General features: G+C 72.5%; 14 protein-coding genes. 10 read left to right on the forward strand and 4 right to left on the reverse strand.

The genetic code is table 11. The annotated features are described in order from the left end of the window. Positions 1-43 precede the first annotated feature (43 nt). The 5 genes from ABZ725_RS01665 to ABZ725_RS01685 all read left to right on the forward strand — a co-directional run bounded on the left by ABZ725_RS01665 (position 44) and on the right by ABZ725_RS01685 (position 10,369). Positions 44-2,248 (forward strand): serine/threonine-protein kinase, encoded by a 2,205-nt coding sequence (locus ABZ725_RS01665; RefSeq protein WP_358801350.1) that lies wholly within the window; start codon positions 44-46, stop codon positions 2,246-2,248. 259 nt (positions 2,249-2,507) lie between these two features. Beyond that, positions 2,508-5,009: a protein kinase gene (locus ABZ725_RS01670; protein ID WP_358800827.1), complete on the forward strand. Its 2,502-nt coding sequence runs from the start codon at positions 2,508-2,510 to the stop codon at positions 5,007-5,009. A gap of 159 nt (positions 5,010-5,168) precedes the next feature. Further along, positions 5,169-6,929 carry a serine/threonine-protein kinase gene (locus ABZ725_RS01675; protein ID WP_358800828.1) on the forward strand — a complete coding sequence of 587 codons (1,761 nt, stop codon included), beginning with the start codon at positions 5,169-5,171 and terminating at the stop codon, positions 6,927-6,929. Between the two features lie 116 nt (positions 6,930-7,045). Then, positions 7,046-8,686: a serine/threonine-protein kinase gene (locus ABZ725_RS01680; protein ID WP_358800829.1), complete on the forward strand. Its 1,641-nt coding sequence runs from the start codon at positions 7,046-7,048 to the stop codon at positions 8,684-8,686. Between the two features lie 57 nt (positions 8,687-8,743). Then, a complete protein-coding gene (locus tag ABZ725_RS01685; RefSeq protein ID WP_358800830.1) occupies positions 8,744-10,369 on the forward strand; it encodes a serine/threonine-protein kinase in 1,626 nt (541 codons plus the stop codon). Here ABZ725_RS01685 and ABZ725_RS01690 read toward each other — a convergent pair. Beyond that, on the reverse strand, positions 10,366-11,349 hold the full coding sequence (locus ABZ725_RS01690) for an AraC family transcriptional regulator (RefSeq protein WP_358800831.1): 984 nt from the start codon (positions 11,347-11,349) through the stop codon (positions 10,366-10,368). The genes ABZ725_RS01685 and ABZ725_RS01690 overlap by 4 nt on opposite strands. 87 nt (positions 11,350-11,436) lie before the next feature. On the opposite strand from ABZ725_RS01690, the gene ABZ725_RS01695 reads away from it, so the two are divergent. The 4 genes from ABZ725_RS01695 to ABZ725_RS01710 all read left to right on the forward strand — a co-directional run bounded on the left by ABZ725_RS01695 (position 11,437) and on the right by ABZ725_RS01710 (position 17,576). Next, positions 11,437-12,333 carry an MBL fold metallo-hydrolase gene (locus ABZ725_RS01695; protein ID WP_358800832.1) on the forward strand — a complete coding sequence of 299 codons (897 nt, stop codon included), beginning with the start codon at positions 11,437-11,439 and terminating at the stop codon, positions 12,331-12,333. 31 nt (positions 12,334-12,364) lie between these two features. Further along, positions 12,365-13,975 carry a serine/threonine-protein kinase gene (locus tag ABZ725_RS01700; protein ID WP_358800833.1) on the forward strand — a complete coding sequence of 537 codons (1,611 nt, stop codon included), beginning with the start codon at positions 12,365-12,367 and terminating at the stop codon, positions 13,973-13,975. Between the two features lie 137 nt (positions 13,976-14,112). Further along, entirely contained in the window at positions 14,113-15,762 is a 1,650-nt protein-coding gene (locus ABZ725_RS01705) for a succinic semialdehyde dehydrogenase (RefSeq protein ID WP_358800834.1), read from the forward strand. A 29-nt stretch (positions 15,763-15,791) separates the two neighbouring features. Then, on the forward strand, positions 15,792-17,576 hold the full coding sequence (locus ABZ725_RS01710) for a GMC family oxidoreductase (protein ID WP_358800835.1): 1,785 nt from the start codon (positions 15,792-15,794) through the stop codon (positions 17,574-17,576). 78 nt (positions 17,577-17,654) lie between these two features. Here ABZ725_RS01710 and ABZ725_RS01715 read toward each other — a convergent pair whose 3' ends face one another. Next, positions 17,655-18,686 (reverse strand): LPXTG cell wall anchor domain-containing protein, encoded by a 1,032-nt coding sequence (locus ABZ725_RS01715; protein ID WP_358800836.1) that lies wholly within the window; start codon positions 18,684-18,686, stop codon positions 17,655-17,657. A 728-nt stretch (positions 18,687-19,414) separates the two neighbouring features. Then, positions 19,415-19,696, reverse strand: a complete 282-nt coding sequence (locus ABZ725_RS01720) for a chorismate mutase (RefSeq protein ID WP_351903612.1) — start codon at positions 19,694-19,696, stop codon at positions 19,415-19,417. A gap of 362 nt (positions 19,697-20,058) precedes the next feature. On the opposite strand from ABZ725_RS01720, the gene guaA reads away from it, so the two are divergent. After that, positions 20,059-21,639, forward strand: coding sequence for a glutamine-hydrolyzing GMP synthase (gene guaA, locus ABZ725_RS01725; protein ID WP_358800837.1), 1,581 nt, complete (start codon positions 20,059-20,061; stop codon positions 21,637-21,639). A 3-nt stretch (positions 21,640-21,642) separates the two neighbouring features. On the opposite strand, the gene ABZ725_RS01730 is transcribed toward guaA, so the two are convergent. After that, a complete protein-coding gene (locus ABZ725_RS01730; RefSeq protein WP_358800838.1) occupies positions 21,643-22,116 on the reverse strand; it encodes a pyridoxamine 5'-phosphate oxidase family protein in 474 nt (157 codons plus the stop codon). Positions 22,117-22,220: the final 104 nt, after the last annotated feature.

Here is a 22,220-nt window from a genome sequence, read left to right on the forward strand (position 1 = left end):
GGACAATGGAGGCTCTGTCAGGGCGGGTTGCATGAGGGGACGCATGTCGGAGGCGGAGCGGGCGGGAGCATCCCGTCAGGACAAGAGCGCACGTCTCCTCGCCGGGCGGTACCGGCTGGGAGACGTACTCGGCCGCGGCGGCATGGGGACGGTGTGGCGCGCGGAGGACGAGACCCTCGGGCGCACGGTCGCCGTCAAGGAGCTGCGGTTCCCGGGGAACATCGACGAGGACGAGAAGCGTCGGCTGATCACACGGACGCTGCGCGAGGCCAAGGCCATCGCGCGGATCCGCAACAACAGCGCGGTGACGGTCTTCGACGTGGTCGAGGAGGACGACCGGCCGTGGATCGTCATGGAGCTCGTCGAGGGCAAGTCGCTCGCCGAAGTCATCCGTGAGGACGGCGTGCTGGAGCCGAAGCGTGCGGCGGAGGTCGGGCTGGCGATCCTCGACGTGCTGCGGTCGGCGCACCGAGAGGGCATCCTGCACCGTGACGTGAAGCCGTCGAACGTGCTGATCGCCGAGGACGGCCGGGTCGTGCTCACCGACTTCGGCATCGCCCAGGTCGAGGGCGACCCGTCCATCACCTCCACCGGCATGCTCGTCGGCGCGCCCTCCTATATTTCCCCGGAGCGGGCCCGCGGTCACAAGCCCGGGCCGGCGGCCGACCTCTGGTCGCTCGGCGGTCTGCTGTACGCGTCGGTCGAGGGCTCGCCGCCCTACGACAAGGGCTCGGCGATCGCCACGCTCACCGCGGTGATGACCGAGCAGTTGGAGGAGCCGAAGAACGCGGGTCCGCTGAAGGACGTCATCTACGGCCTGCTCACCAAGGACCCCGCGCGGCGACTCGACGACGCCGGCGCGCGGGCGATGCTCGACGCGGTGCTGCACGCGCCCGATCCGCGGCACGCCGAGCCGGCGGACGCGACGAAACTGGTGCCGCTGCCGCCGCAGCCGGACGGTCCCGAGGGCAAGGGGAGTTCGGCGGGCGCGGAGGCGGGCGAGAAGCTGCGCGGCGCGTTCCGGTCGGTGCGCAAGGCCGCAGTCGCGGCCGGGGCGGCCACCTCGGCGGCCGCGTCCCGCGCCAAGTCGGCGAACGGGACGGGCGCTTCCGGTTCGGTGAGCGCGGGCACCGCACGCAAGGACGAGGCACGTAAGGACGAAACACGTAAGGACGAAACACGTAAGGACGAGGCGCGGAAGGGTGGTGCGGCTCGGGGCGCCGGGGCGACCGCTTCCGCCGCCGCGCCGTCCGTTGCCCCGTCAGCGGCTGCCGCGCCTGCCGTGTCGGCCGCTTCCTCCACGGCCAAGGCCACGGCGACTTCGGCGTCGGCTTCGGCTTCGGTGAGCGGTTCGGCGTCGTCGTCCCCGTCCGTTCCGGCGGCCCGTTCCGGGTCCGGCTCCGGTTCGGGTGCCGATGCCGCTGCCGGCACCGGTGGCCGGAGTTCGGGGTGGCCGGTGATGACACCGCCGGACCTGCCGCCGCGGCATGTGCCCAGGGCGCCGCTGACCGACGTGGTGCCCAAGCGGACGCTGGTGATCATCGCCGTCGTGGTGGTGCTCGCGGTGCTCGGTACCGTGCTGGCCCTCACGCTCGGCGGTGGCGACGACAGCGCGAGCGGCTCGCCGAGCGGCGGCGCCTCCCGGCCGGTGGCCGGCGGGAGTGCGAGCGCGAGCGCGAGTGCCGACACCAAGGAGGACGAGGCCGGCGGGACCAGTACGGACGGGTCGCAGTCGCAGTCCACCGGGTCCGGCTCCTCGTCGAGCAACACCGCTGCGGCCGGGGGCGCCGGGTCCGGTGTCACCGCCACCGATGAGACCAAGGCGACGACGTACACGGGCGGGCAGGGCTACTCGATCGGGCTGCCCACGGGCTGGAAGTACCAGTCCTCGGACTCCGCGGGGGACCGTTTCACCGGCCCCGACGGGCAGAAGCTGCTCGTCGCCTGGACGACCACGCCCAAGGACGACCCCGTCGCCGACTGGAAGAACCAGGAGCGCTCCATGACGCGCTCGCAGTACGCGAAGATCCGAATAGACAAGGTGAACTACCGGGGCTGGAACACAGCCGACTGGGAGTTCACCTACACGGACGGCGGGACGGCGTACCGCACCATCGACCGCGGGTTCGTCGTGAACGACAGTCTCGGGTACGCGCTGATGTACACGGCGAAGTCCGCCGCGTGGGGCACCGAGCTGCGTACGACCACCTGGACGACGCTGACGGACACCTTCACGCCGAAGAAGTAGCAGCCGCTGAAGTGGCAGCCGCTGAAGTGGCAGCCGAAGAAGTGGCAGCCGACGAGGCAGCGGCCAACTCGGGCGTCGCCCGGCCGTGTTCGGGGCGTGAGATCCGGGGGTGAGATCTGGCATCCCCTCTTTGCGGGTTGCCTCCGGCACGTATCGTGAATGGCTGCGGACCGTACGCATCCAGCTATCCGGCCGGATACGGCTGTAACGGCACGCAACACGAACGGAATTGACCGACCGAGCGGCCGGGGGAGGCAACGTGGACGACTATGCGGGTCGGGTACTCGTCGACCGTTACCGCCTGCCGTTGCCGCCCTCCGACGAGTACGAACTCACCGAGAGCCGGGCCTTCGACACCTACAGCGGGCAGGAAGTCCTGGTCCGCCAGGTGCCGTTGCCGGAGGTCGTCGAGGCGGAGGTGCTCGACGCGGAGGGGCTGCCCGCGGGGTTCACGGCGCGTGAGCGCGGGACACGGCCGCCGGGACCACGAGGCGCGGGCGCGGACGCGGGGACGCGTCGGCCCGCCGATCCCGTCGTACGGCGTGCGATGGAAGCGGCGCAGGCCACGGCGAGCATTCCCGACCATCCGCGGCTCGACCAGGTCTTCGACGTGTTCGCCGAGGGCGGTTCGCTGTGGATAGTGAGTGAACTGGTCGCCGCGCGGCCGCTCGCGGCGCTGCTCGCCGAGAAGCCGCTGACGCCGTACCGGGCCGCCGAGGTCGCCTCCGACGTGCTGATGGCGCTGCGGGTGCTGCACGCGCATGGCTGGGTGCACCGGAACATCACCGCCCGCACGGTCCTCGTCTGCGACGACGGACGGGTCATGCTGACCGGCCTCGCGGTCGGCGCGGCGGAAGAGGCGCTGTGCGGCTACGACCCGGTGCCGCAGGCGGACGCGGCACAGGGCGCGGCCGAGAGTGAGCGGAGTCGGGGGAGCGGCGGCCCCGGGCCGGCTGCGGCCCCGGTTCGACAGGGTGGCCAGGGGATCCATGGTGCCCCGGTCGGCCCGGGTGCTCAGGGTGGCTTGCGTGGCCCGGTCGGGCCGGCTGCCGGGCCGGCCGTAGGGGCGGGGGATCCCGAGGCCGCGCGGCGGGCCGCCATAGAGGCGCGGGGGTCGGGTGCGTTTCCGGTGGCGGCGGGTGAGCCGTCCGGCGGAGGCGCGGGCGGGGCGTCGGGTGCGGTGGCCCGTAGAGCGGCGCCCATGGAGACCGGCGGAGACATTCGCGCCGCGCGGGCCGGGGCGATCGCCGCCTACCGTGCCGGAGCGCGGGCCGCGGCCCGGGTGCAGGAGGCCCAGGAGGCCCAGCAGAACGGGCGCGCGGCCCTGCCCGGCGCCCGTACCCCGGCCGAGGGCAACCCTCCTGGTCAGATCGCCGACCCTTACGGCGTCGCCCCTTACCGCGTCCAGGGCGCGCCCGCGCCCGTCCCCGGGGGCGAACCGGCGCCCGAGGTGTCCGAGGTGCCCGAGGCGGTCGTGCGGCGGGGGCCCGCCAGCGCGCTTGCCGCCGAGCGGGCGCGGCAGGCGCGGATGGCCGTCGTCGGGCCGGTGACCGAGCGGTGGGCGCCCGAGCAGGCCGGGCCGGTGCACGAGAACTGGCAGTTGGCCGCGCCGATCGGTCCCGCGACCGACCTCTGGGCGCTCGGCGCGCTGCTCTTCCGGGCCGTCCAGGGGCATGCGCCGTACCCGGAGGAGTCGACGGCCGAGCTGGTGCAGATGGTGTGCGCCGAGCCGCCCGCCTTCGCCGAGGAGTGCGGACCGCTCAGGCCGGTCGTGGAGTCGCTGCTGCGCCAGGACCCCACCGAGCGACTCGACTTCGAGGAACTGCGGGGCTGGCTGCGCTCGCTGGTCCGCTCCGCGCCGGAGCCGGAGGCGGGCGCCCACGTCGTCGCCGCGCCGCCGACCGATCCGCGTCGGCTGCCGATCGTCCGCCGCAAGGGCGAACTGGTGCGCAGACGGCGTGCCGGGCTGCCCGCGACGCACGGCCGGCACAAGCGGTCCCGGCAGGAGACGGGCGGCTCGCCCCGCAGCCTGGGCCGCACCCTGCTGGTGCTGATACTGCTGCTGATGGCCGCGGCGGTCGCCTACGCCGTGCTGTTCCTGCCCAAGGCCGGCGAGGACGGGGAGGTTGGCACCGACGGCTCCCAGCGGACCGGCGCCACCGGCACGTCGGCCGGTCAGCCGCCCACGGCGAGCAGCGAGCCGCGGCCCGACCAGACCTCGCCGGGCACGGGCTCCTCCGCCTCGCCCTCCTCGCAGTCGGGAGCGGAGGCCACGCAGACGCAGACGGGCGGCTCCGGCGTGGAGGTCGCCGACGGATTCACCCTCCGCACGGACGACGCCGGCTTCCGGATCGCCGTGGCCAACGGCTGGGACCGTACGCCGAAGAACGGGCGCGGTCAGGTCGTCTACTCGCACGGAGACTTCGAGTTGATCGTCGTGGCGGGGCGTGACAGCGCGTCCGCCAACGGCAGCGACCCGATGGTCTACCAGCGGGAGAAGGAGAGCGAACTCCAGCCGTACCGCGACTCCAGCTGGGCGACGGCCTCCGGGCTGCGCACGACGACGGTGGGCACCCGGACCATGGCCGAGGGGCAGTTCACCTGGACCGACGCCGACGGACGGGCGCTGTATGTGCGCAACCTCGCGATCCTCATCGCCGGGCGGTACCACATCGTGCAGGTCAGAGGACCGGAAGCCGAGCGGGACGAAGTGACGCGGCTGTACGACCAGGCGTCGGCCACCTACCAGTACACCGGTTGAGCGTCACCCGGGAACTCCCCGCGCCCGCTGCGGTTCCCGTGCGGCCCGGGAAGCGACAACCGTCACAGTGCTGTCTCCTTGGCACCCCCGTGGTTCCCCGGACGCGGTCCGGTCTTTACGCTGAGCTTGTCAAGACCATTGCGGGGCAACGTGAATCAGATGCAGGGCCTGCTCCTCGCGGGCCGCTACCGGCTTGTCGACGCCATCGGCAGCGGCGGCATGGGCCGGGTGTGGCGTGCCCACGACGAGCTGTTGCACCGGGCCGTCGCGATCAAAGAGCTGACCGCCGCGCTCTATGTCGCCGAGGGCGACCAGGCGATCCTGCTGGCGCGCACCCGCGCCGAGGCTCGTGCGGCCGCGCGGATCAACCACTCCGCCGTCGTCACCGTCCATGACGTGCTCGAACACGACGGTCGGCCGTGGATCGTGATGGAGCTGGTCGAGGGCCGCTCGCTGGCCGACGCGGTCAAGGAGGACGGGCGGGTCGAGCCCGCCGAGGCCGCCCGGGTCGGTCTGTGGGTGCTGCGTGCGCTGCGCGCCGCGCACTCCGCCGGCGTGCTGCACCGCGACGTCAAGCCGGGCAACGTGCTCCTCTCCGATGACGGCCGCGTCCTCCTCACCGACTTCGGCATCGCCCAGATCGAGGGCGACAGCACGATCACCCGGACCGGCGAGGTCGTCGGCTCCGTCGACTATCTGGCCCCCGAGCGGGTGCGCGGCCAGGACCCCGGTCCGTCCTCCGACCTGTGGGCGCTGGGCGCGACGCTGTACACGGCGGTGGAGGGACGGTCGCCGTTCCGGCGCACCTCGCCGCTGACCACGCTGCAAGCCGTCGTCGAGGAGGAGGCCGCCGACCCGCAGTACGCCGGGCCGCTCGGCCCCGTCATCACGGCTCTCCTGCGCAAGGACCCGGCCACCAGACCCGGCACCGCGGAGGCCGAGCAGCTCCTCGCCGAGGCGGCCGAGGGACGGCGCCCCAGCGGGGCCCAGGCGTATGTGCCCACGCAGTTCGGGGGACCGGACCGGGCCACCGGCGGTCACCCCACCGGCGGTCACCACTCCATGGGCCACTCTGCGTCCTACGCCGCCGCCCATTCCGCTGCCCACCCCACAGGCCATCCCACGGCCGGTACCGCGTACGTGCCGCTGGCGCCGGAGGCGTCCACGCCCGTGCCGGGGCACCCCGGGCACCCCATGACCGACCCGACGGCCGTGGGGCCGACGAACATCGGCCCGGAGGGGGGCCCGTCCGGCCGGCCGCCCCGGCGGCGTCGCCGCAGGCGCACGCTCGCGCTCGTGGTCGTCCTCGCCGCGCTGGTCGGCGGGGTCGCGGCGGTGTCCCTGCAGAAGTGGGACGAGGACCGGCAGCAGCAGTCCGGCGGGTCCACGTCGGCGTCCGCCTCGCCGAGCCCGACGCCGACCGGCACCCCCGTCGAGCAGGGCTCCGACCTCGACTCCTGGGAGGAGGTCGACGACCCGCTGGGCTTCGGGCTCTCCCTCCCCAAGGGCTGGGAGCGGGAGGTGTTCCAGGACGACGGCGACCTCCAGCAGATCGACTACACACCCGACGGCGGCGAGCACTTCATCCGCATCGCGCTCGACAAGTCCCCCGACTTCAGCGACCCGTACGCCCATCAGATCGACCTCGAACAGCAGGTCCAGCGGCTGGTCGACTACGAACGGGTCACCCTGGAGAAGAACGTCTACCGCGACCGCGACGGTGCCGAGTGGGAGTACACGTGGACCGCGCTGGCGAAGGACACGAAGTTCCCCGGGCCGCGCCGCGCCATCGAGGAGACGTACGTCGCCCGGGACGGCACCGAGTACGCGATCTACATGTCCTCGCCCGCCGCCGACTGGGCCACGACGGCCCAGCAGTTCAAGTCGGTACTGCAGAGCTGGCGGGAACCGACCTCGTAGCTTCCGACTAGCTTCGGACTGGCTTCGGACCGGCTTCCGGCGACAGCGCGGCGGCATCCCGCAGTTGGCCGGACGGCGCCCCGGAGGCGCGCCGTCCGGTGCGGCATGATGGCCCCATGGGGACCGAGGGGGGCGGGAACGACGTACGGGTCATCGCGGGCCGTTACCGGCTGGAGGCGAGGCTCGGGCGCGGGGGCATGGGGGTCGTGTGGCGGGCCACGGACCAGCTGTTGGGACGGCGTGTCGCCGTCAAGGAGCTGACCCAGGACGACACGCTCTCCGCCGAGGAGGCGCGGGGCCGCCGCGACCGGACACTGCGCGAGGCCCGTGCGGTCGCGCAGCTGAGCCACCCGCACATCATCGTCGTGCACGACGTCGTCGAGGACGGCGAACGCCCGTACATCGTCATGGAGTTGATCGACGGCGGCTCGCTCGCCGACCGGATCGCCGCGCAGGGCCCGATCGATCCGGCGGAGGCGGCCCGGATCGGCATCGCGCTGCTCGGCGCCCTGCGCGCCGCGCACGCGGCCGGGGTCCTGCACCGGGACATCAAACCCGCGAACGTCCTGCTGGAACGCGACAGCGACCGGGTCGTCCTCACCGACTTCGGGATCGCGCAGGTCGCGGGCGCCACCACGCTCACCGAGACCGGTTCGTTCGTCGGCTCGCCCGAGTACACCGCGCCGGAGCGGATGTCCGGGGCGCGGACCGGCGCGGAGTCCGACCTGTGGTCGCTGGGCGCGCTGCTGTGCACGGCGCTGAGCGGCGAATCCCCGTTCCGGCGCGACTCGTTGGGCGGCATCCTGCACGCCGTCGTCTTCGCCGAGATCCGTACGCCCCCGCAGGCCGCGCCGCTGCTGCCCGTCGTGCGGGGGCTGTTGGAGCGCGATCCGGACCGGCGGCTGGGCGTGGCGGAGGCGGAGCGGCTGCTGCGCGCCTTCCTGGACACCGGGCGTACGCCGGCGCCGGTGTCGTCCGGCTACACCCCGACTCAGGCCGATCTGCCCCGGCCCCGCCCGGAGCCAGCGGCCCGGGAGCGCTCCACGCGGGGCGTGCTGGTGGCCGCGCTGCTGGTCGCCGCGATGGCGGGGGCGGGCGTGTCGGCGGCGGCGCTGCTGCTGAACGGGGACGGCGACGGCGACGGCGGTCGTACGCCCGCGAGCTCGGCGTCGCCGACGGCAGGTTCGGCGTCGGCGTCGGGGTCCTCGACGGGCGGGACGACGAGCCCGAGCCCTACGGGGAGTTCCGCTCTGTCCCCTACGGCGACGCCCAGCTCATCCCCGAGCCCGTCCCTGACGGCGACCCGTACGCCGTCCGTCCCCTCCGGCTACCGGGTGGCCGACGACCCGGCCGGGTTCGCGCTCGCCGTGCCGGACGGGTTCACGCGCGTGCCGCAGGGCGAGCGGGTCTTCTACATGTCCCCGGGGCAGGTCTTCCGGCTCGGCATCAAGGTCTCCGACCCGCCGTCGGACGGCCCGCTGGGCGTGATGCGGCGGGCGGCGGCCAAGGGCCCGGACACCAACCCGGGGTACGACGACGGCCGGGTCACCGAGACCACCCACGGCGGTCGCCCCGCCGCCCTCTGGCAGTTCACCTGGAACGGCTTCAGCGCGGCGGAGGGCCCCCGGCACACCTACGACCTGTGCTGGGAGGAGGGCGGGCGGCTGTACGACGTGTGGGTGTCGGCGCCGGTCGGGAAGGCGGCGGAGGCGCGGGAGTACTTCGACGTCGCCGTCGACACGTTCGTCACCGGGTAGTCGCAACTCTCCACGGGCAGTGGATACCGGCCTGCCCGGCGCGATATGGATGGACGCATGAATCATGACGGGGGAGTCGGCCAGGGGCCCGACGAGACGACGAGTTTTGTTCTGCAACCGCCGAACCCACACCCGGCCGGTCAGTCCGTGGCGGTGCCCCCGCAGTCCCGGGAACAGCCGCAGGAACCCGGCATCGGCCGGCTGATCGGTGGCCGCTACCGGCTGCTGGCCAAGCTCGGGCACGGTGGCATGGGCACGGTGTGGCGCGCCAAGGACGAGACGGTGGACCGCGAGGTTGCCGTCAAGGAGCCTCGTGTGCCGGACCATCTTCCCGAGCGCGAACGAGCCAACGCGTTCGAGCGGATGCGTCGCGAGGCGCGGGCCGCGGCCCGGCTCGACCACCCGGCCGTGGTCAACGTGCACGACGTCGCGGTGGTCGACGGCCGGCCCTGGATCGTGATGGAGCTGGTCCACGGACGCTCGCTCGGCGACGTCCTCCAGGAGGGCACGCTCAGCGCGCGCGAGGCGGCCCGGATCGGCCTGGAGCTGCTGGGCGCGCTGGAGGCCGCGCACGCGGCGGGCATCCTGCACCGGGACGTCAAGCCCGACAACGTGCTGCTCGGCCGGCACGAGCGGGTCGTCCTCACCGACTTCGGCATCGCCCAGACAGAGGGTGAGACGAACCTGACCGACACCGGCGGCTTCGTCGGCTCGCCCGAGTACATCGCCCCCGAGCGGGTGCTGGGTCAGCGTCCGGGTCCGGCCTCCGACCTGTGGTCGCTGGGCGTGGTGCTGTACGCGGCGACCGAGGGCGTGTCGCCGTTCCGGCGCAGCAACACGCCGGCCACCCTGCAGTCCGTCCTCAACGCGGTGCCCGCGCCGCCCGCCGCCGCGCAGGGCCCGCTCGCGGAGGCCGTCAACGGGCTGTTGGAGAAGGACCCGGCGCGCCGCCCGGCCGCCGCACAGGTGCGGGCCCTGCTGGAGGCCGCCGCGGACCCGCCCGCGCCCCAGCCCACGCAGGCGGTGTCGGTGGTGTCGCAGGGCGAAGTCCCGCCCGCCCGGCGCCGGTTCGGCCGCCCGGCGTGGATCGGGCTCGGCGCCGTCGTCGTCGCTGCGGCGGCAGGGGCGTATCTGGTGGTCGCCGACCCGTTCGCGGGGCCGCTGCCGGACGGCTGGAAGACGAAGCACGAGCAGGACGTCACCGCGACGCTGGCGGTGCCCGACAGCTATGTGCGCGGCGAGCCCGAGAAGGCCGCCGCCGACGAACACTGGGTGAGCTACACCGACCCGAGCGGCGCGATCTCGGTCGTCCTGCTGGTGGACCGCAAGGCGGCGGACACCGGCCGCGACATCAAGGACTCCGCGGCCGCCGAGATGTACGCCGACAACGGGGACTTCAAGGAGTCCGGCAGCTACGAGCTCGACATGCCGAAGAACCCGAAGACCCGGACGGACGACAACGCGACCTTCGACGGCAGGAAGGCCGCCGGGAACACGGTCGTCTACACCACCGACGACAGCCAGGCACCGGCCCCGCGCGAGCTCAGGATCCTCTACTACAAGTCCACCGGCGGCGACATGTACAAGCTCATGATCGGCTACCCGGGCAAGGGCGACTTCACGGCGCGCGGCCGTGAGGTGGCGAGCGCGGCGATCGCCAACCTGAAGATCGACAAGCTCTAGCCGACAATCCCTGCGGGGGTGCCGGCGGTGGCGTCTGCGACGGTCCCTGCGGGGGTGTCGGCGGAGCGGTATCGCCCCGGTGTCGTTCCGAACTCCCTGCTGAAGGCGTGGGAGAGGGCGTACGGGCTGCCGTACCCGGTCTCCCGGGCCACCGTGGCCAGCGGCGCGTCGCTGTCGCGGAGCCGGGCCGCGGCGAGGGTCAGCCGCCACCACCGCAGGTACGCCATCGGGGGGCGGCCGACCAACGCGGTGAAGCGGCGCGCGAGCGCGGCCCGGGAGACGCCCGCCCGGGCCGCGAGGCTGTCGTTGGTCCAGGCGGCGGCCGGGTCGGCGTGCAGCGCGCGCAGTGCCGCCGCGGCCACCGGGTCGCCCAGCACGGCGGGCCAGGCGCCCGTCGCGGCGCGCGCCAGCCACGCCCGGACCATGTAGACGAGCAGCAGGTCGAGCAGGCTCGGCAGGGCGAGCGAGGAACCGGGTCGGCGACCGTCGAGCTCGCGGGCCAACAGGTCCACCGCGGCCCGGAGTTCGGGCGGCCGGTCGGCGTGGTTCGCCAGATGCACCACCTCGGGAAGCTCCGCCAGCAGGGGGTGCGTGCGGCTGCGGTCCAGGCGGTACTTGCCGCAGAGCAGCTCCACGTCCCGCGTGTCCAGCACGTCTCCCACGAGATGCCGCCGGCCGGCCTGTTCGGCCTCTTCGACCTCCTCGAACGGTGTCGCTCGCGCCGCCGTCCTCGCGTCCACCGGCCCGTCGGCCAGCACATGCCCCGCGCCGTGCGGCAGCAGGACGACGTCCCCCGCGGCCAGCGGCACCCCCGAGCCGCCGCCGTCCGGCAGCAGCCAGCAGCTCCCCGCCAGCACGACATGGAACCCGGCGCCTTCGTAGGAGGCGATCCGGGTGCACCAACCGCCGCTCACGCTCAGCCGGCTGGAGTGGGGCCGCCCGGTGCGCACCGAGGAGATCGCGTCGCTCACCACGTCCATGCAGGAAGGGTACGTGAGACGCATGAGTATCGAGATGAGCGGTTCGGGCATCGAAACGCTCAGTGGCGTCTCCCTAGGCTCCCGGACATGACTGACGAACAGGTGCAGAGTTTCCGGGTCGGAGACGTAGAGCTCCTCCGGATCGTCGAGTGGCACGGCCCCTTCATACCCGCCCCCGACCTCGTTCCCGGCTGCGATCCCGAGGAGTGGAAGGAGCACCGCGAGCTGCTCGCCCCCGACCACTGGGACCCCGACAGCGACCGGGTCAGGTCGGCGCTGCAGACCTGGATCGTGCGCAGCGCCGGCCGGACGATCCTCGTGGACACCGGGGTCGGCGACGGGCGGGAGCGGCCCGGCTATCCGCACTTCCACCGGCGGCAGAGCGACCTGCCGGGACGGCTCGCACGGGCCGGGGTGCGCCCGCAGGACGTCGACGTCGTCGTCAACACCCATATCCACGCGGACCACGTCGGCTGGAACACCCGTGACGTCGAGGGGGAGTGGGCGCCGACGTTCCCCCGGGCCCGCTACCTCCTCCCGGCCGCCGACGACGCCTACTTCGGGCCGGCGGGCGGCTACGGCGGCGGGGTCAGGGAGGACGACCGTCTCGTCTACGAGGACAGCGTGGCGCCCGTCCACCGTGCCGGGCAGGCCGTGCTCTGGGACGGGCGGCACCGCGTCGACGAGCACCTGACCCTGGAGTCGGCCCCCGGCCACACCCCGGGCTCGGCCGTCCTGCGGGTCGCCTCGCGCGGCGAGCGCGCGGTGTTCGTGGGGGACCTGCTGCACAACCCGATGCAGGTGCTGCGGCCGGAGTGCAGCAGCTGCTTCTGTCTCGACCCCGGCCAGGCGGCGGCCAGCCGCCGACGGATCCTCGAACGGGCCGCGAGTGAACGGGAGTTGGTGATACCGGCGCACTTCGCCGGGCCGGGCGTGGTGGCGGTGCGACGGCTGGAGACGGGACGGTTCGCCCCGGCCCGGTGAGGGCGACGGTGATCGTGGTAGTCATGGGTGCATGAGCAACGACGGGGACCCCGGAGGCGCCAAAAGCCGGACAGTGGACGGGCGTTACCGGCTGCTCGAACGCATCGGCTCCGGCGGCATGGGTACCGTCTGGCGGGCCCGGGACGAGCTCATAGGGCGCGAAGTCGCCGTCAAACAGCCCCGGTTGTCGGGCGACCCCGAGGGCGACTCCTATCGCCGGGCCGCCCACCGTCTGCACCGCGAGGCCCGGGCCGCCGCCCGCGTCGACCACCCGTGCGCCGTCTCCATCCACGACGTGGTGGTGGAGGAGGGGGCCGACGCGGACGGCGGACTCCCCTGGATCGTCATGGAGTTGGTCCGCGGCGAGTCCCTGCACGAGGTGCTGCGGCGCGGCCCCCTCGACCCGGCCGAGACCGCCCGCATCGGCCTCGCCGTCCTGGGCGCCCTGCGCGCCGCGCACGCCGTCGGCATCGTCCACCGGGATGTGAAGCCCGCCAACGTGCTGCTCGGCCCGCATGGCCGGGTCGTCCTCACCGACTTCGGCATCGCGCACATCCAGGGCGAGGAATCCCTCACCGCCAGCGGCGAGTTCGTCGGCTCGCTGGAGTTCATCGCCCCCGAGCGGATGTCCGGGCGCGGCGCGGGCCCCGCGTCCGACCTGTGGTCCCTCGGCGTCCTGCTGTACGCGGCCGTCGAGGGTTGGTCCCCGTTCCGGCGGACGACCCTGGAGTCCACGCTCGCCGCGATCCTCGCCGCGGACCCGCCCGAGCCGAAACAGGCCGGCCCGCTCGGCCCCCTGCTCGTACGGCTCCTGCAACGCGACCCGGAACGCCGCCCGGACCCGGCGGAGGCGGCCGCGGCGCTGGCGGCGGTCGCCGAGGGGGCGGAGGGGGTGGCTGCGGGGATGGACCGGGCTCACGGCGCTGCGGAGGCCGAGCCTCAGGACGTGCGGGTCCTTCGAGAGTTCGGGGAGGACGTGGGGACGGTGCGGGTGGGGGGAGCGCCGCCCGTCGACCACCCCGAACCGGAGCCCCCGCCCACCCGCGACACCCGCGTCCGTCGCCCCTTCCACCGCCGTCCCGTGGCCCTGGCGCCGGCGCTGGCGCCGGCGCTGGCGCTGGTCGTCGGGCTGCTCGCGGGCGGTGGCTGGCTGGGGGCGTCCCTGTGGGAAACAGGGGCGCGGTCGTCGCCGTGGGTCGTCCACCGTGAGGCCGGCATGGACGCGTCCCTGACCCTTCCGAGCCTGTACCTGGAGTCCGCCCGCCAGGGCGCCGCCGATCAGCAGCCCCGGCTGGTGATCTACTCGGCGGGCTCCGTCGACGTACGCCTCACCCTCTGGGACCGGGCGCCCGGCACCCCGTTGGCCCGGGCGGTCGAGGCGCACGAGACCTGGAAGGGCTACGCCCAGGACGCGCGCACCCAGAGCACCCGCACCACCTTCCACGGCTTCGAGGCCGTGCTCGCCGACACCACCTACGGTCTGGACGTCACCCCGACCCGTGTCCTGCAACTGTTCGTCCTGACCGCCGACAGCCGCATGTACGAGCTGCGCGTCGACATGCCGAAGGGGACGCCGGACGAGAAGCAGGGCACGGCGGTGTTCGAGGAGGCGCGCGACCGTCTGGAGATCGCGGTCGGCTGAATCGCGCGGCAGGCGCCGGGCTCGACGCCCTGATCAGCAGGTTTGTTGCCAGTGAACGCTGGCGTCGTGTGTGCGGTCGGTGAATCCCTATTACCGGCGGGTACCCAAAGTCTTCCCCACGTCATACCCTGCGCCTCATGACGGACTCGCAGGCCCCGGAAAAGACGCAGGAAACGACGTCGGAGAAGACGCCGGCCAAGGCTGGGACGAACCCCCTCGCCCCCACCCCCGTCGGCGTCCGCACCGCCGCCGACGTGGTGACGCCGGAACTGGTCGCCCAGCTCACCAAGGGCGTGACGGGCTCCGGCCGGACGGCGAACCACACGCCGTTCACCGGCGAGAAGCTCGCCGACCTGCCCGAGTCCACTCCCGAGGACGTGCTCAAGGCCTTCGAGTCGGCCCGCGCCGCCCAGGCGGTGTGGGAGAAGACGCCCGTCCGGGAGCGTGCCGCCGTCCTGCTCCGCTTCCACGACCTGGTGCTGGCCCGCCAGGCCGAGGTGCTCGACCTCATCCAGCTGGAGACCGGCAAGGCGCGCCTGCACGCCCACGAGGAGGTGCAGGCCGTCGCGGTCGCCGCCCGCCACTACGGTCGCAAGGCCCCGGCCTATCTGCGCCCCAAGCGGCACGCCGGCGCCATGCCGACCCTGACGAAGGTCACCGAACTGCGTCACGCGCGCGGTGTCGTGGGCCAGATCGCCCCCTGGAACTATCCGCTGGAGCTGTCGGTCGGCGACGCGCTGCCGGCGTTCGTCGCGGGCAACGCGGTCGTGATGAAGCCGGACACGGAGACCTGCCTGACCGCCCTGTGGGCCCGCGATCTGCTCGTCGAGGCCGGTCTGCCCGCCGATGTCTTCCAGGTCGTCCTCGGCGAGGGTCCGGTCGTCGGCCCGGAGGTCGTCCGGCACGCCGACTACGTCTCCTTCACCGGCTCCACCCGCACCGGCCGCGAGGTCGCCCAGGGCGCCGCCGCCCGGCTCGTCGGCGTCTCCCTCGAGCTCGGCGGCAAGAACGCCATGCTGGTCCTCGAGGACGCCGACATCGAGCGGGCGGCCGAGGGCGCGGTCCGCGCCTGCTTCTCCTCCGCCGGTCAACTGTGCATCTCCATCGAGCGGTTGTACGTCCACGAGTCGATCGCGGACGCCTTCGTCGAGCGGTTCGCCGCCCGCACCAAGGCCATGCGCCTCGGCACCTCCCTGGCCTACGGCGCCGACATGGGCTCCCTGGTCGGCGAGCGCCAGCTGGAGACGGTGACCCGGCATGTGGAGGAGGCCGTCGCCAAGGGCGCGAAGGTCGTCGCCGGCGGCGTCGCCCGCCCGGACGTCGGCCCCTACTTCTTCGAGCCGACCATCCTCGACGGAGTGACGGAGCCCATGTCCGTCTGCACCGAGGAGACCTTCGGCCCGGTCGTCTCGATCTACCGCTTCAAGACCGACGACGAGGCGGTCGAGCACGCCAACTCCACGCCGTACGGCCTGAACTCGTCGGTCTGGACGAAGGACGGCCGGCGCGGCCGGGAGGTCGCCGCCCGGCTGCGCACCGGCACCGTGAACGTCAACGAGGGCTACGCCCCGGCCTACGGAAGCGTCCAGTCCCCGATGGGCGGCATGAAGGACTCCGGCCTGGGCCGCCGCCACGGCTCCGAGGGCATCCTGAAGTACACGGAGGCCCAGACGGTCGCCCAGCAGCGCCTGCTGCCGATGGCGCCCTCCCTGGGGATGACGGACGAGAAGTACGCCCAGTTCATGAGCACGAGCCTGCGGGTCATGAAGGCGCTCCGCCTGCGCTAGACAGGACCTGTTCTCAACGAGGAGACCCTGTGTCCAAGGACGCCTACGACTACGACGTCATCGTCGTCGGATCGGGCTTCGGCGGTTCGGTGACCGCCCTGCGCCTGACAGAGAAGGGCTACACCGTAGGCGTCCTGGAGGCGGGCCGCCGCTTCACCGGGGAAACGCTTCCCAAGAACTCCTGGGACCTGAGGAACTACCTCTGGGCCCCCAGGCTCGGCATGTACGGAATCCAGCGCATCCACCTCCTGGGCAACGTCATGGTCCTGGCGGGCGCGGGCGTCGGCGGCGGCTCCCTCAACTACGCCAACACCCTCTACGTACCGCCGAAACCCTTCTTCGACGACCCCCAGTGGCGTGACATCACCGACTGGCAGGACGAGCTGAAGCCGTACTACGACCAGGCCCGCCGTATGCTCGGCGTCCGGCTCAACCCGACGACCACCCCCTCCGACGTGCACCTGAAGGCGGCCGCCGAGCGGATGGGCGTCGGCGACACCTTCCATATGGCGCCGGTCGGCGTGTTCTTCGGCGACGGCGAGGACGCCGACGGCAGCGCGAAGGCGAAGCCGGGCGAGCAGGTCGCCGACCCCTACTTCGGAGGCGCGGGCCCGGACCGCAAGGCCTGCACCGAGTGCGGCGAGTGCATGACCGGCTGCCGGCACGGCGCGAAGAACACCCTGAACGAGAACTACCTGTATCTCGCCGAGCAGGCGGGCGCGGTCGTGCACCCCCTGACCACGGTCGTGTCGATCACGGACGACTCGCAGGGCGGCTACGCGATCGCCACCCTCCCCACCGACGCGCGGAAGCGGAAGTCGAGCGCGGGCCGGACCTTCAAGGCCCGCCGGGTCGTCCTCGCGGCCGGCACCTACGGCACCCAGACCCTGCTGCACCGCATGAAGGCCGACGGCCGACTCCCGTACCTCTCCGACCGGTTGGGCGAGCTGACCCGCACCAACTCGGAGGCTCTGGTCGGCGCGCAGACCGACGACCGCCGCTATCGCAGGGCGACGGGCGAGGCGAAGGTGGACTTCACGCGCGGCGTCGCCATCACCTCGTCCATCCACCCGGACGACAACACCCACATCGAGCCGGTCCGCTACGGCAAGGGCTCCAACTCGATGGGCGGCCTGTCGATCCTCCAGGTGCCGTACGCGGAGGGCTCGTCGAGGGTCGCGGGCTGGCTGGCGAGCGCGGCCCGCCACCCGCTGCTCGTGCTGCGCTCGCTCTCCAACCGCCGCTGGTCGGAGCGGACCATCATCGGCCTGGTGATGCAGTCCCTGGACAACTCGCTGACGACGTACCTGAAGCCGACGGGCGTCGGAAAAGGCCTGCTGACGGCACGTCAGGGGCACGGTGCGCCCAACCCCAAGCAGATCAGGGCCGCTTCGGAGGCGGCCTCCGCGATCGCCGCCGACATCAACGGCTTCGCCGGGTCCAACGTGGGCGAGCTGATGGGCACCCCGCTCACCGCCCACTTCCTCGGCGGCTGTCCGATCGGCGACTCGCGCGAGACGGGCGTCATCGACCCCTACCACCGCCTCTACGGCCATCCCGGCATCTCGGTCGTCGACGGCGCCGCGGTCTCGGCGAACCTGGGCGTGAACCCGTCGCTCACCATCACCGCGCAGGCCGAGCGCGCGATGTCGTACTGGCCCAACAAGGGCGGGGCGGATCCGCGTCCGGCGCAGGGGGCGGCGTACGAACGCCTCAAGCCGGTGGAGCCGGCCCGCCCGGCGGTGCCGGCGGACGCGTTCGGCGCACTGCGCCTGCCCTTCCTGGGCATCCCCGCGGTACCGCCCAAGAAGTAGGTCGACGAGGTCCGACAAAGAGCGAAGGGACCTGCGCCCCCCTCCGAGCGCAGGTCCCTTCGCTGGTCCAGTGGTGCGTTACGCGTGCGCGCCGACCTTGCGGCGACGCGCGACGAACAGCGCGCCCGCACCGGCGACGACGGCGACGCCGCCGACCAGCCCGATCATCGGGAGCGTGGAGTCGGCGCCGGTCGAGGCGAGGCTGCCGCTGATCGGCTTGGCGCCGCCCTGGGGCTTGTCGCCGTCGGTGGGCTTGTCACCGTTCGGCGTGGCGTCGTCGACGTCGTCCGCGCTGCTGCCGGCGGCGAGGATGTCGACGTCGTAGAAGTCGCCGTTGCCGTAGCAGTCGGAGCCCTCACCCGCGTAGATGGCCTCGCTCAGCGCGAACGAGGAGCCCGCCGGAGCGGAGGCCGAGACCTTCACCCGCAGGTCGAGGGTCGCGGAGGAGTCCTTCTCCAGCGAGTCGAGCAGCCCGACGAAGGAGCCCGTGACGTTGACCGTCTTGCCGTTCTCGTCCTCGTAGGAGTCCTGGTAGGAGTCGGTCCACTTGCCGTCCTCCTTGACCTGGATGACGGCGAGCCCCTCGGACAGCCAGGCGTCCGTCTCGTCGCCGTACTCCAGCATGGAGTCGATGTAGACGTTCTTCAGATCACGGTCGGAGTCGTTGTCGATCACGATCTTGAAGGCGTGCCAGCCCGAACCGGCGACGATCTTGTTCGGCAGGCCCTTGAGCTGCGCGGTGAGCTTCTCGTCCAGCTCGAAGGACTCGCAGTCCTGGAACGGGTCGAACGGCTCCTCGCTCGCGCCGGGCTTGCTCGAGTCGGACGCGGACGGCGACGTGGTGCCGGTGGGCGTGCCGGTCGCGGCCAGGGTGTTCGAACCGGACGGCGAGGAGGACGAGGAGGCCGAGGTGGTGTCGGTCGGGGTGCCGGTCGCGCTCTGGCTGTCGGACGCGGACGGAGCGGAGGTGGCCGTCTCCGTCGAGGACGACGTCGCGCTCGGGGAGGACGTGTCGTCCCCCTCCGCGAAGGCGGCGGGCGCGGACAGCAGGGCGAGCGGCGCGATGACGGCCGTCGCGGCCATGGTGACGATCGTGCGGCGGAGCTTCATGAAGACCTCGGTGGATCTGGTGGGGGAGGCCTTCCTCATATGGGGGTGTGGGAGTGGCCCGTGTTTCGCTAGGTGTGACCGGCGAAGCCTGTGAACGGTTGTCCTCTATTCACAGGTTCTTTATGTGGCACGCGTCACAGTCCGGGTCGGCGAAGGCGGGGCACTGCGAAGATCCGGGCGCGACGAGGGCCGGGCATGACGAAGGGCCCCGCGGGACGGAAACCGCGAGGCCCTTCTCTATCGTCAGCACCGGCGTCAGGGCAGCGCCGGTGCCTGGGAGCGGCGCCGGGGGGTTGCGCCGCTGGTCTGGACCTTTGGCAATGAGGTCTGGCAAGGTCCGACAACGTCTGAACAGCTGGGGAGGGCAACGCAAGACGGCTGCCCGAGGGGTGACTTGAGCCTGTTCGGGGCTTTCTACGCATCGTGCTGGATGAGCGCGGCCCCCGCAACCGTTTGACCCGGCCCTTGTGCATTTTTGCATTTTCCGCCGGTCGGCCCCGGGCGTCCCCGGGGCCGACCGTTCTCTTGGGTGACCGGGCTGCTGTCCCCTGCCGTCCGGTCACTTCCTGGAGCGAGGTCCCACGACGCACGCACGATCCGTGCGCCTCATCGCTCCAGCGAGCCACGCGTGGTTCTTCCGGGCCCGCACCTGGCTGGAACGGACACCAGCACCAACGAGGCCGTTCGCGGGGCGGTCACGCGCCGTACGGGTGAGAAGGGGGCCGAACTCAGATGCGACCCCGGCACAGTTCGAGCAGCGTCATCGCCAGGGAGGTCCCTGGCTTGCCGAGCGCGTCCCGGTAGTGGCCGAGGACCTCCATCTCGCGGGAGAGGTTCACGCGCCGGCCGCCGGAGGTGATCCGCGCCTCCTGGATGACGGCGGAGACGGCCATCCGCTCCTGGATCAGACCGATGATCCGGTCGTCGAGCGCGTCGATGCGCTCACGGGCGCCGGTGATCACGTCCGCGGCCTCGGGGGTACGGGCGCCGGTCACGTCGGTGGCGGTCATGGGGGCTCCTGTGGTGAGTACGAGGTGGGTACGGGATGCCCCGGTCCGGCCCGGGAAAACGACAGGCGCCCCGGGCCTTGTCGGCCCGGGGCGCCTGGGAAGTCGCTTGTCAGTTGCTCAAGCAGCACGACCATGGCAGCCGGTGGGCCGGTTGCCATAGGTAAAGACGAAGGACGTGAGCTTGCGCATGGAGGCAGTATGCCACGGCTCCCTGGGCATGGACCGGGGAGTCCGGAGGGGCCGGGGGTGCGCGGAGTCCGGGGGGCCGGGGGCGGAGCCTTCGGCACCGGGACCGTCCGGACGCCCGGCTCGGTAGAATCGGCGGTACACACAGACCCCCGCCCCACCGCCGGAAGGCTCCCGTGTCATCAGCGACTCCTACTGCCGCCGCCCCCGACACCGTCCTGGTCGTCGACTTCGGCGCGCAGTATGCCCAGCTCATCGCCCGTCGAGTCCGCGAGGCGCGGGTCTACAGCGAGATCGTGCCGAGCACCATGCCGGTCCAGGAGATGCTCGCCAAGAACCCGGCGGCGATCATCCTCTCCGGCGGCCCCTCGTCCGTGTACGAGGAGGGCGCCCCCCGCCTCGACCGCGAGATCTTCGAAGCCGGCGTCCCCGTCTTCGGCATGTGCTACGGCTTCCAGCTGATGGCGCAGACGCTCGGCGGCACCGTCGACAACACCGGCGCCCGTGAGTACGGCCGCACCGATCTCCATGTGTCGAGGACGTCGTCCACCCTCTTCGAGGGCACCCCCGCCGAGCAGGCCGTGTGGATGTCGCACGGCGACGCCTGCTCCGCCGCCCCCGAGGGCTTCACCGTCAGCGCCGCCACGGACGTCGTCCCGGTCGCCGCCTTCGAGAACGACGAGAAGAAGCTCTACGGCGTCCAGTACCACCCCGAGGTCATGCACTCCACGCACGGCCAGCAGGTCCTGGAGCACTTCCTCTACCGCGGCGCGGGCCTCACTCCGTCCTGGACGACCGGCAACGTCATCGAGGAGCAGGTCGCCGCGATCCGCGAGCAGGTCGGCGACAAGCGCGCCATCTGCGGCCTCTCCGGCGGCGTGGACTCGGCGGTCGCCGCGGCCCTCGTGCAGAAGGCCATCGGCTCCCAGCTGACCTGCGTGTACGTCGACCACGGTCTGATGCGCAAGGGCGAGACCGAGCAGGTCGAGAAGGACTTCGTGGCCGCGACCGGCGTCCAGCTCGTCGTCGTCGACGCGGAGGAGCGCTTCCTCGGCGCGCTCGCCGGGGTCTCCGACCCCGAGGAGAAGCGGAAGATCATCGGCCGCGAGTTCATCCGCGTCTTCGAGCAGGCCCAGGCGGAGATCGTCGCGGACGCGGGTCCGGCCGTGGAATTCCTGGTCCAGGGCACGCTGTACCCGGACGTCGTCGAGTCCGGCGGCGGCACCGGCACCGCGAACATCAAGTCCCACCACAATGTGGGCGGCCTGCCGGAGGACCTCGAGTTCCAGCTCATCGAGCCGCTGCGCAAGCTGTTCAAGGACGAGGTGCGGATGGTCGGCCAGGAGCTCGGGCTCCCGGAGGAGATCGTCCAGCGCCAGCCGTTCCCGGGCCCCGGCCTGGGCATCCGGATCGTCGGCGAGGTCACCAAGGAGCGGCTGGACCTGCTGCGCGACGCCGACGCCATCGCCCGTGAGGAGCTGACGGCGGCCGGTCTCGACCGCGAGATCTGGCAGTGCCCCGTGGTCCTCCTGGCGGACGTCCGCAGCGTCGGCGTCCAGGGCGACGGCCGCACCTACGGCCACCCGATCGTCCTGCGCCCGGTGTCCAGCGAGGACGCCATGACGGCCGACTGGTCGCGCCTGCCGTACGACGTCCTGGCGAGGATCTCGACCCGGATCACCAACGAGGTCGCCGACGTCAACCGTGTGGTCGTCGACGTGACGTCGAAGCCGCCGGGCACGATCGAGTGGGAGTAGCCCCTACTTGCGCTTGATCGTGCGCAGCGGGGCACCGGGCTTCCAGACCTGCACGACGAGATACGTCTCGTCCTCGACGTAGGTCCGCACGACCTCCGTCAGCTCGGTGCGGAAGAGGTGGAACGGCTCCGGCGGTTCCACCTCTTCGCGGTATCCGGCCTTCGTCTCGCGGTCCTCGACCTCGATCGCCCGCCCCGCGATCCGTACATCGCCCCCGCCCATGGACTGCCCCTCCCCGGGGTTCGCCTGGAGCGCGAAACGCGGGTCCCGGCGCAGGTCGAGGGCCTTGAGCGAGTCCGGCATCATGCCGAGCCACAGCTCACCGCCGAGGAAGCGGACCTCGATGCCGGTGGTGCGGGGGGAGCCGTCCTTGCGGAGGGTGGCGAGGACATGGTGGGTGAAGGCGCCGAAGCGGTCCTCGGCGGTCGTCGCGAGTTCGGGTTCGGCTGCGGCGAACGCCGCCCAGTTCGATGCCATGTGCCGAGTCTGACCCCGATACCCGACATCTTCTGTCAGGTATCCGAGGTATCCGAGGTGTCCGGTGTATCCGAGGTGTCCGGCGTGTTCGACGTGTCCGGGGC

The organism is Streptomyces sp. NPDC006872 (assembly GCF_040635845.1).
Taxonomy (GTDB): Bacteria; Actinomycetota; Actinomycetes; order Streptomycetales; family Streptomycetaceae; genus Streptomyces.

What these genes read in the sequence shown, in the direction of transcription:
- ABZ725_RS01665 (WP_358801350.1), top strand. Translation starts at nt 44, where the DNA reads ATGTCGGAGGCGGAGCGGGCGGGAGCATCCCGTCAGGACAAGAGCGCA.
- ABZ725_RS01675 (WP_358800828.1), top strand. Translation starts at nt 5,169, where the DNA reads ATGCAGGGCCTGCTCCTCGCGGGCCGCTACCGGCTTGTCGACGCCATC.
- ABZ725_RS01680 (WP_358800829.1), top strand. Translation starts at nt 7,046, where the DNA reads ATGGGGACCGAGGGGGGCGGGAACGACGTACGGGTCATCGCGGGCCGT.
- ABZ725_RS01685 (WP_358800830.1), top strand. Translation starts at nt 8,744, where the DNA reads ATGAATCATGACGGGGGAGTCGGCCAGGGGCCCGACGAGACGACGAGT.
- ABZ725_RS01690 (WP_358800831.1), bottom strand. Translation starts at nt 11,349, where the DNA reads ATGGACGTGGTGAGCGACGCGATCTCCTCGGTGCGCACCGGGCGGCCC.
- ABZ725_RS01695 (WP_358800832.1), top strand. Translation starts at nt 11,437, where the DNA reads ATGACTGACGAACAGGTGCAGAGTTTCCGGGTCGGAGACGTAGAGCTC.
- ABZ725_RS01700 (WP_358800833.1), top strand. Translation starts at nt 12,365, where the DNA reads ATGAGCAACGACGGGGACCCCGGAGGCGCCAAAAGCCGGACAGTGGAC.
- ABZ725_RS01705 (WP_358800834.1), top strand. Translation starts at nt 14,113, where the DNA reads ATGACGGACTCGCAGGCCCCGGAAAAGACGCAGGAAACGACGTCGGAG.
- ABZ725_RS01715 (WP_358800836.1), bottom strand. Translation starts at nt 18,686, where the DNA reads ATGAAGCTCCGCCGCACGATCGTCACCATGGCCGCGACGGCCGTCATC.
- ABZ725_RS01720 (WP_351903612.1), bottom strand. Translation starts at nt 19,696, where the DNA reads ATGACCGCCACCGACGTGACCGGCGCCCGTACCCCCGAGGCCGCGGAC.
- ABZ725_RS01730 (WP_358800838.1), bottom strand. Translation starts at nt 22,116, where the DNA reads ATGGCATCGAACTGGGCGGCGTTCGCCGCAGCCGAACCCGAACTCGCG.